General features: G+C 39.0%; 11 protein-coding genes. All 11 read left to right on the top strand.

Annotated features, from left to right (window positions below; all coding sequences use genetic code 11):
• On the top strand, nt 1–842 hold an 842-nt coding region (locus GB932_RS22245), incomplete at its 5' end, for a PAS domain-containing protein (protein ID WP_156758945.1).
• Nucleotides 843–921: 79 nt separating this feature from the next.
• The gene (locus GB932_RS22250) at nt 922–1,353 is read left to right on the top strand and encodes an RrF2 family transcriptional regulator (protein WP_042721877.1); all 432 of its coding nucleotides are present in this window, start codon (nt 922–924) and stop codon (nt 1,351–1,353) included.
• Between the two features lie 122 nt (nt 1,354–1,475).
• Complete coding sequence (nirK, locus tag GB932_RS22255; RefSeq protein ID WP_042721878.1) at nt 1,476–2,510, top strand: copper-containing nitrite reductase; 1,035 nt, start codon at nt 1,476–1,478, stop codon at nt 2,508–2,510.
• Nucleotides 2,511–2,580: 70 nt separating this feature from the next.
• Complete coding sequence (locus GB932_RS22260; RefSeq protein ID WP_123277908.1) at nt 2,581–3,402, top strand: formylglycine-generating enzyme family protein; 822 nt, start codon at nt 2,581–2,583, stop codon at nt 3,400–3,402.
• Nucleotides 3,403–3,418: 16 nt separating this feature from the next.
• Nucleotides 3,419–3,982, top strand: coding sequence for an SCO family protein (locus GB932_RS22265; protein ID WP_042721880.1), 564 nt, complete (start codon nt 3,419–3,421; stop codon nt 3,980–3,982).
• 18 nt (nt 3,983–4,000) lie between these two features.
• Nucleotides 4,001–4,441: a c-type cytochrome gene (locus tag GB932_RS22270; protein WP_120231266.1), complete on the top strand. Its 441-nt coding sequence runs from the start codon at nt 4,001–4,003 to the stop codon at nt 4,439–4,441.
• Between the two features lie 64 nt (nt 4,442–4,505).
• Nucleotides 4,506–5,222 (top strand): iron-sulfur cluster repair di-iron protein, encoded by a 717-nt coding sequence (ric, locus tag GB932_RS22275; RefSeq protein ID WP_042721882.1) that lies wholly within the window; start codon nt 4,506–4,508, stop codon nt 5,220–5,222.
• Nucleotides 5,223–5,246: 24 nt separating this feature from the next.
• Nucleotides 5,247–7,490, top strand: coding sequence for a nitric-oxide reductase large subunit (locus GB932_RS22280; RefSeq protein WP_042721883.1), 2,244 nt, complete (start codon nt 5,247–5,249; stop codon nt 7,488–7,490).
• 56 nt (nt 7,491–7,546) lie between these two features.
• Nucleotides 7,547–7,999 carry a hemerythrin domain-containing protein gene (locus tag GB932_RS22285; protein WP_042721884.1) on the top strand — a complete coding sequence of 151 codons (453 nt, stop codon included), beginning with the start codon at nt 7,547–7,549 and terminating at the stop codon, nt 7,997–7,999.
• A gap of 24 nt (nt 8,000–8,023) precedes the next feature.
• Entirely contained in the window at nt 8,024–8,248 is a 225-nt protein-coding gene (locus tag GB932_RS22290; RefSeq protein ID WP_156758946.1) for a hypothetical protein, read from the top strand.
• Nucleotides 8,249–8,351: 103 nt separating this feature from the next.
• The coding region (gene modA / locus GB932_RS22295; protein WP_156758947.1) for a molybdate ABC transporter substrate-binding protein at nt 8,352–8,827 on the top strand (476 nt) is incomplete at its 3' end.

Consider the following 8,827-nt stretch of genomic DNA (forward strand, 5'->3'; position numbering starts at 1 on the left):
AGAAATTTTATAACCTTTTCAACCACTTGTCAACCGTTGAGAGGAGATTTGAGCGAAAAGAAAATCAACTGTTTCCTTTTCTGGAGCAAAAAAGGTGGACCGGACCTTCCAGAAATATGTGGTCTTTCCATGATACGATCCGGGATATTTTCAGGATCATCAGAAAAAATATTGAAGAAAAAGATCTGGATTCCGCAAAACAAAACATAGAATATGCGGGTCAGAACTTAAGAAATCTGATGCAGGTGGAAAAAATGGTTCTCTTCCCGAATGCAATGGAGATCCTTACCGATGAAGAATGGATAAAAATGAGAGAAGGCGAAGATGAAATCGGCTGGATGCTGAGTCAGCCACCCGCAAAATATCCGGAAGAAGAGCAGTATGTACATCCTTCCGAAGATAAAACCATAAGAACCGATGTAAGTTTTGATGAAAATGCATCACACTTTGATGAAGGATATATGACAGTGGAACAGGTGAATCTTTTATTCAGAACATTGCCGCTGGATCTTACCTATGTGGATGAAAACGACAGAGTGATTTTCTATAACCGTGGAGACATTCGTGTTTTCCCGAGAAGTGCAGGAATTATCGGAAGAGAAGTGCGTTTTTGCCATCCTCCGAAAAGTGTGGATACCGTTCTGAAAATATTGGAAGCTTTCAGAAAAGGAGAGCAAAATGAAGCATCGTTCTGGTTCAATTATCGTGACAAGTTAATCTATGTACGATATTTTGCCGTAAGAGACGCACAGAAGAACTATCGAGGGGTTATCGAAATGTCTCAGGATATTTCGGAGATCAAAAAGATCGAGGGAGAAAGAAGACTTTTGGAATGGGAGTGATGATTATCATGAAAAATAAAATACCAAAAACTCTTTTATATAAATTCGAATATATATCTTTGTAATATAAAAATAACAAATGTTTTCTAAAACCTGTGAATACGCCATTCGTGCACTGATCTTCATCGCGCAGAAGTCCAAGGACGGAAGCAGAGTAGGGATCAAAGATATTTCATCAGGAATAGATTCCCCGGAGTATTTCATTGCCAAAATACTACAGGAACTCAGCAGAAAAGGTTTTGTACAATCTGCAAAAGGACCCAACGGTGGTTTTTATATGGATGAAAATAACCTCGAGCAATCTATAGCAGATATTGTAAGAGAGATAGACGGAGACAAACTTTTTTCAGGTTGTGGTTTAGGACTCAGAGAATGCTCGGAAGATCATCCTTGTCCTATCCATAATGATTTCAAACATATCCGTAAAGAAATAAGAGATATGCTGGAAAACTCCAAGATCAGAATGTTTGTCAAGAACTTAGATTTGAAACTGACTTTTTTAAAAAAATAAAATATTTATCAGAATCAATTAAAATCGAGTTTTAAGCAGTGACAAATAAAACACTAAAAGGTATTTATATCTTGTTAAATTGAATAAAATTATTTTAAGCCAAAAAACGTAAACCAATCAAAATGAAAAAATCCATCTTCATCACTGCCGTTTTGTCTGCGTTCATCAGTATGAATTCATGCAAACAAAATCCATCCGCTGCCACAGATAAAACAGCGGATGCCGAAAAAATAGCTACTGACGGTTCATCAGAAGAACAAAAACTGGTTGCTCCGCCTTATGTACCTGCTCCTGTAGGAGAGAGAGCTGCCAAAAAAGTCATTGTAAGACTGGAAATTATTGAAAAAGTCGGTGAATTGGCAGATGGAACGCAATATAACTTCTGGACATTCAACGGAACAGTTCCCGGTAGTTTTATCCGCGCAAGAGTAGGAGATGAGATCGAGCTTCACCTTAAAAACAATGAAAACAGCAATTTTCCTCATAACATAGACCTTCATGCCGTGAACGGTCCCGGAGGAGGAGCAGAAGCCACATTTGTAGCACCAGGAACAGAGAAAGTATTCAATTTTAAAGCCTTGAATCCCGGACTGTATGTCTATCATTGTGCAACAGCACCTGTAGGAATGCATATCGCCAACGGAATGTACGGTTTGATCCTTATCGAACCGGAAGGAGGTTTACCGAAAGTAGACAAGGAGTTTTACATCATGCAAGGAGATTTCTACACCAAAGGAAAATTCGGGGATAAAGGATTACAGGAATTTGATATGGACAAAGCCATTGCAGAACATCCTGAATATGTAGTGTTCAACGGACATACAGGTGCTTTGCTAGGTAAAGGGGAACTTCAGGCTAAAGTTGGAGAAACAGTTCGTTTTTATGTAGGAAACGGAGGACCCAACCTTACCTCTTCTTTCCACGTTATCGGTGAGATCTTTGACAAAGTATACATAGAAGGAGGAAGCAAGATCAATGAAGATGTACAAACTACTTTGATTCCACCGGGAGGAGCTACAATCGTAGAATTTAAAGCAACCGTTCCGGGAGAATATGTGATCGTAGACCATGCCATTTTCAGAGCATTCAATAAAGGAGCTTTGGGAAAAATAAAAGTGACGGGTCCTGAAAATCCGGCCATTTATAAGAAAAATTAAATTAAAGTAAATATATAGTTGAAAGGGTGTTATTACTTAGGTCTCATTGGGGATTATAAAAAGGGAAATCATGAAAGGTGTATTAGTAATATTTTTTATAATTGTTATCAGTCAGGTTTCCTGTTCCGGTCACCGCGATGTTTCTGATACGAAGCCCCACGTTCAACACCATCCGAACAAAGTCTCCAGCTCAAAAAAAATGGTAAAAATAGATGGGGGAACGTATAAAGCCTTTATTGGTAAAGATTCAGGGAGAATCGTAAAAGTTAAAACATTTTATCTTGACGAAAGTCCTGTTACCAATGGAGAATATCTCGAATTCCTGAAGAAAAATCCCCAATGGGCCAAAAGTAAGATCCTAAGACTATATGCAGATACAACCTATCTGAAAAACTGGAAGAGCGATTTTGAAATTCCTGAAAACTTAGGTCCGGAAACGCCTGTCACCAATGTTTCCTGGTATGCCGCAAAAGCGTATGCCGAAAGTGTAGGGAAAAGACTTCCGACAATAGATGAATGGGAATATGTAGCACTTGCGGACAGAGATTCCAAAGATGCTTCCCAAAAGCCGGAGTTTACAGAATTTATATTGAAATCCTATCAGAAAAAAGATAAAAGCAAACAGCCTGTAAAGCATTCACAACCTAATTATTACGGTGTTTATGATATGTACGGAATGGTGTGGGAATGGACCTATGATTTCAATTCGGTGATGATGAGCGGGGAATCCAGAAAAGATAATACCACCAATGAATCTCTATTCTGTGCAGGCGCGGCAGTTACATCAGCGGATCTCAGAAATTATGCGGCATTTGTCCGGTATGCACTCAGAGGAAGCTTGAAAGCCGATTACTGTCTCAACAACCTTGGATTTAGATGTGCGAAAGATTAATTAAAGTTTAAATAAAATGAAAAGTCTATTATATTTTTTGTTGGCACTGGTTTTATTCTCCTGCAGCAAAAAAAACGAACCTTTGAAACCTGATTCCATATACAATCTGGCTTCTGAATGGGAAAAACAGGACGGAAGTAAAATAACCTTCTCCGACTTCCAGGGAAAAGTAATTGTTACCACCATGATCTTTACCTCATGCAAAACGGCTTGCCCCAGACTGGCTGATGAAATGAGAAACATTTCTAAAATGGTAGGAAAAGTAGACAGTGATGACATCCAATATGTTTTGATCTCTATCGATCCTGAAACAGACACGCCGGAAGTTATGAAAGCCTATATGGAAATCAATAAATTTAAGGATGATGAATGGACTTTCATCCGAAGTACAGAAGCAGAAACAAGGGAATTGGCTAATATCATGGCTGTGAAGTATAAAGAAATTTCACCGATAGAATTTTCTCACTCCAATATCATCAGTGTCTATTCTAAAGAAGGAATACTCGCTTTCCAGAAAGAGGGCTTAGGAAATGATAATGAAGCCCTTGTAAAAGAAATCAAAAAACAATTAGAATTATAATCCGAAAAGTATTTAACAATGAAAAAATTATTATTAGCAGCATTACTGTTATCACTTAGCATCACCGCTTGTTCAGACAAAAAAGAAACAGTAGCAACAGATACAACAAACGCTACAGAATCCAATATAATGCTTGATGAACCTAAACCGGCAGACTCTTCAGAGATTACATCCACAGCTGCAGCAAGCGGTCCTGAAGCTGAAATTGCAGAAGGAAAATCATTGGTGGAAGGTACAGACTGCCTTGGTTGTCATAAGCTAGACTCAAAGTTAGTAGGTCCTGCTTATCAGGAAGTGGCTGCTAAATATACAGAAGCAGATATTGATCAGCTTGCACAGAAAATCATTGACGGAGGTAAAGGCGTTTGGGGAGATATTCCTATGACACCACATGCCGGAATGAGTAAAGAAAATGCACAGAAAATGGTAAAATATATTCTTTCATTAAAAAAATCATAAGAATATAAATCCTTAAAAAAAACAAAAAATTTTAAAACAATAAAAGATAAAAAAGTATTAAATTATGAATATAAAGACAGATTTTATAGGCGAAATAGTGGCGGAAGATTTTAGAACTGCTGCAATATTCAAAAAGTACGGAATCGATTTCTGCTGCAAAGGAGGCAGAACCATCGAAGAAGCCTGCGAAAACAGAAAGATCGATACAGAACCCATCTACGAAGAAATAGAAAACCTTTCAAAAAGAGATGACAATTCTATTGATTTCAACAGTTGGCCATTAGATTTACTCGCAGATTATGTAGAGAAGACACATCACCGCTACGTGGAAGAGAAAACACCTGTTCTTCAGGCATTTTTAGACAAGCTTTGTAAGGTACATGGTGGAAGTCATCCCGAACTGTTTGAGATCAGAGAGCTGTTTGATGCTTCTGCACAGGATCTGGGAGCACACATGAAGAAAGAAGAACTTATGCTTTTCCCATTCATTAAAAACATGGTTAAAGCACAGATTGACGGAAGTGCAATTCCACAGCCGCCATTCGGAACAGTGGAAAATCCGGTGAACATGATGAAGCATGAACACACCGTAGAAGGGGAAAGACTGAGAAAGATTGCAGAACTTACTGATGAATACACTCCTCCGGCTGATGCCTGCAACACATATAGAGTAACTTTCTCAATGCTTCAGGATTTTGAAAATGACCTTCACAAGCACATTCATCTGGAAAATAACATCCTTTTCCCGAAAGCAATTAAACTGGAAAAAGAATTTCAGTAAAGTACAACATTAAAAATTGAGTATATGACACCTAAAAAATTATGGATCTGGCTCACGGCGGTCATTCTGGGTTCCTTTGCGGTACTTATTTTCTATGGCGTGGAGATCTACAGAAAGATTCCGCCGGTTCCCGACAAAATTGTAACTACAGATGGTACCATTATAGCAACCGGACAGGACATCAAAGACGGACAAAATGTTTGGCAATCTATCGGGGGACAGACCGTTGGAAGTATATGGGGACACGGAGCATACATCGCGCCTGACTGGAGTGCCGACTATCTTCACCGCGAATCACTTCTTCTTCTGGAAGAACTGGCTAAAAAAGATGGAAAAGTTTATAAAGATTTATCCGACGATGAACAGGCGAAATACAAGGTTCTTCTGAAAAAAGAAATCCGCAAAAATACGTTGGACGAAGCCACAAACACCATTGTGATCAGTCCGGAACGTGCTAAAGTACAGGCAGAACTGGCTAAGTATTATGCAAAAATATTCATGGATGATCCGGAAATGGCAAAGCTGAGAGATCAATACGCTATTCCGAAAAATACAGTTAAGACTCCCGAAAGAATGGCAAAAATGAATGCCTTCTTCTCATGGGCAGCGTGGGTTTGTATCACAGATCGTCCCGGCGATGAGGTTTCATATACCAATAACTGGCCTCATGATGAGATGATCGGTAATATTCCGCCGCCTTCATTGCACTTATGGTCAGGTTTCAGTGTCCTGATGCTGTTGGGTTGTGTAGGTTTACTCGTATTTTATCATGCCCGTCATAAAGAAGAAGAACTCAGCGAGAAACTTCCGTTGGAAGATCCTTTAAGAAATATGAAGCCAACTCCTTCCATGAGGGCTACGTTAAAATATATCTGGGTTGTTGCTCTTCTGATCCTGGTTCAGATGCTTGCAGGGGTAGTTACCGCACATTACGGGGTAGAAGGAAGTGCTTTCTATGGATTTCCGCTGGATGAGATCCTGCCACAATCCATTTCCCGAAGCTGGCATGTTCAGCTGGCTATTTTCTGGATTGCAACCTCATGGTTGGCAACAGGATTATATATTGCACCTGCCGTTTCAGGATACGAACCAAAATATCAGGTACTTGGGGTGAATGTTTTATTCGGGGCATTGCTGATCGTGGTTTTAGGTTCATTGGCAGGACAATGGTTCGGAGTAATGCAGAAATTAGGGTATGTTGATAATTTCCTTTGGGGACATTCCGGATACGAATATGTAGAATTGGGTAGAGTATGGCAGATTTTACTATTGGTTGGGCTTATTTTGTGGTTGGTATTGATGATCAGAGCCTTATTACCTGCCTTGAAGAAAAAAGATGCCAACAGACATTTACTACTTTTATTCACGCTTTCTGCAGTAGCGATCGCATTGTTCTATGGAGCAGGATTAATGTACGGAAGACAAACACACATGGCAATTGCCGAATATTGGAGATGGTGGGTCGTACACCTTTGGGTAGAAGGTTTCTTTGAAGTATTTGCAACCGTTGTAGCAGCATTCTTATTTACAAGATTGGGATTATTAGGATTAAAATCCGCTACCAATGCCGTATTGTTCTCTACCATTATTTTCCTTGCAGGGGGTATCTTAGGAACATTCCACCACTTGTATTTCAGTGCTACACCTACCGCAGTATTGGCTTTAGGAGCTACATTCAGTGCATTGGAAATTGTTCCGTTGGTATTGATTGGGTTTGAAGCATGGCAGAATTATAAGATCAGTAAATCCACAAAATGGATCAGAGCTTACAAATGGCCGATCTACTGCTTCATTGCTATGTGTTTCTGGAATTTCTTAGGAGCAGGGATCTTTGGATTTGCGATTAATCCGCCGATTGCGCTATACTATATTCAGGGCTTGAATACAACAGCTGTACATGGTCATGCTGCATTATTCGGAGTGTACGGAATTTTAGGAATCGGATTGATGATGTTTGTATTGCGTGGATTGTATCCGGACAGGCACTGGAATGATAAACTCATTGGATGGGCATTCTGGCTTACCAACATCGGCTTATTGGTCATGGTTACCATCAGTTTACTTCCTATCGGCATCATGCAGTCTGTTGCATCTATTAAAGAAGGATATTGGTATGCCCGTTCCGCAGAATTCATGCAAACCGATATGATGCATACCTTACGCTGGCTGCGCGTTCCCGGGGATGTGTTGCTTGCTGTGGGAGAACTGTTGATCGTCATTTTCATTATCGGACTTAAAACAGGATGGTCATTAAAAGAAAAGAGATAATATAATCAACTTGAGCTGCTGCTGAAAGGCGGCAGTTCTTTTTAAAATTTGAAGATATGAAAAGGAATGAAAATTTAGTACCACTATCAAGAGATCATCATTTCGGATTGTTGTGCAGCTGGAAGATCCGTGAAGGGGTTAGAAAGAATATTACTTACGACAGGATCAAAAAATATATCAACTATTTTTGGCAGGAAAGCCTGAGCAAACATTTTGAAATAGAGGATACCGTATTGCCGGAACCGGAAAATGAAAGCCTTCAGTTTCAGATGCAGAAAGAACATTCTGAAATAAGAAAGCTGATTAATACTGTGAATCAATCTCAGAATCCCAGACTTTTAGAAGATTTTGCAGATGCTTTGAGCGGGCATATACGTTTTGAAGAACGAATGTATTTTCCACATCTGGAAAACCATTTATCAGATGATGAAATGACGGAAATAGGAAACAAACTGAGCCTTATCCATCAGAAAGAGCAGGACAACTATCCGGATCAGTTCTGGAAATGATTTTTATCATTAATTTTAAACAGTATGACTACTTATAAACAGGCAGGAATAGGCGAGTACCTCTATTTGGCAATGGGGATCTGCAACGGCCATAAAGTGGTGATGGGAGTAGGGTATACCTACGAATATGCTGATAAAAAGGCAAAAGAGTTTAAATTGGCAAGCAAACGATTGGTAAAATATGTTGACATTTCTGTGATAAAAACAGGAGAAAAAGAAAAATGCATGACCCTGAAAAAACTGGATTAATCTTCATTTTTCACGAAATGTTATTTGAATAATTCAACTTATACCCTTATCTTTGAAAAGAGATAAGAAAGTCTTATTATAAATCTTTCTTTTCGTGCTACTTATGGACAGATTGATTCGATTCGGACATTTATTTTTTACCATTTTCACTTTGTTACTTTTTTTTGGCTGTAAAAAAGAATCTGGCCATCAGAAAAATAGCACACAAAATTCATTTGTTTCTGTTGCAGCAGCGGCTAACCTCAGAGATGTTATGGAAGAATTAAAAAAACTTTATATAACGGAAAATCCCGGTAAAAAAATAGAACTTACCTTCGGATCTTCAGGATTATTGACTCAGCAGATCGTCAATGGAGCGCCCTTTGATCTCTTTCTCTCCGCAGATTCCTCTTTCATAGAGAAAATTAAAAACGAAAACAGGAATTTCGGTAAAGCCGAAATATATGCATTAGGAAAAGTAGCGATGTGGAGCTCGGCATTTGATCTTTCAGAAGGTTTGCAAACATCATTGAACCCCGAAATAAAAAAAATCGCAATTGCTGATCCTGAATTGGCTCCATATGGGAAAAATACCGTTCA

Source organism: Microbacterium karelineae, assembly GCF_009745985.1.
Taxonomy (GTDB): domain Bacteria; phylum Actinomycetota; class Actinomycetes; order Actinomycetales; family Microbacteriaceae; genus Microbacterium; species Microbacterium karelineae.

What these genes read in the sequence shown, in the direction of transcription:
- GB932_RS22250 (WP_042721877.1), top strand. Translation starts at nt 922, where the DNA reads ATGTTTTCTAAAACCTGTGAATACGCCATTCGTGCACTGATCTTCATC.
- nirK (WP_042721878.1), top strand. Translation starts at nt 1,476, where the DNA reads ATGAAAAAATCCATCTTCATCACTGCCGTTTTGTCTGCGTTCATCAGT.
- GB932_RS22260 (WP_123277908.1), top strand. Translation starts at nt 2,581, where the DNA reads ATGAAAGGTGTATTAGTAATATTTTTTATAATTGTTATCAGTCAGGTT.
- GB932_RS22265 (WP_042721880.1), top strand. Translation starts at nt 3,419, where the DNA reads ATGAAAAGTCTATTATATTTTTTGTTGGCACTGGTTTTATTCTCCTGC.
- GB932_RS22270 (WP_120231266.1), top strand. Translation starts at nt 4,001, where the DNA reads ATGAAAAAATTATTATTAGCAGCATTACTGTTATCACTTAGCATCACC.
- ric (WP_042721882.1), top strand. Translation starts at nt 4,506, where the DNA reads ATGAATATAAAGACAGATTTTATAGGCGAAATAGTGGCGGAAGATTTT.
- GB932_RS22280 (WP_042721883.1), top strand. Translation starts at nt 5,247, where the DNA reads ATGACACCTAAAAAATTATGGATCTGGCTCACGGCGGTCATTCTGGGT.
- GB932_RS22285 (WP_042721884.1), top strand. Translation starts at nt 7,547, where the DNA reads ATGAAAAGGAATGAAAATTTAGTACCACTATCAAGAGATCATCATTTC.
- GB932_RS22290 (WP_156758946.1), top strand. Translation starts at nt 8,024, where the DNA reads ATGACTACTTATAAACAGGCAGGAATAGGCGAGTACCTCTATTTGGCA.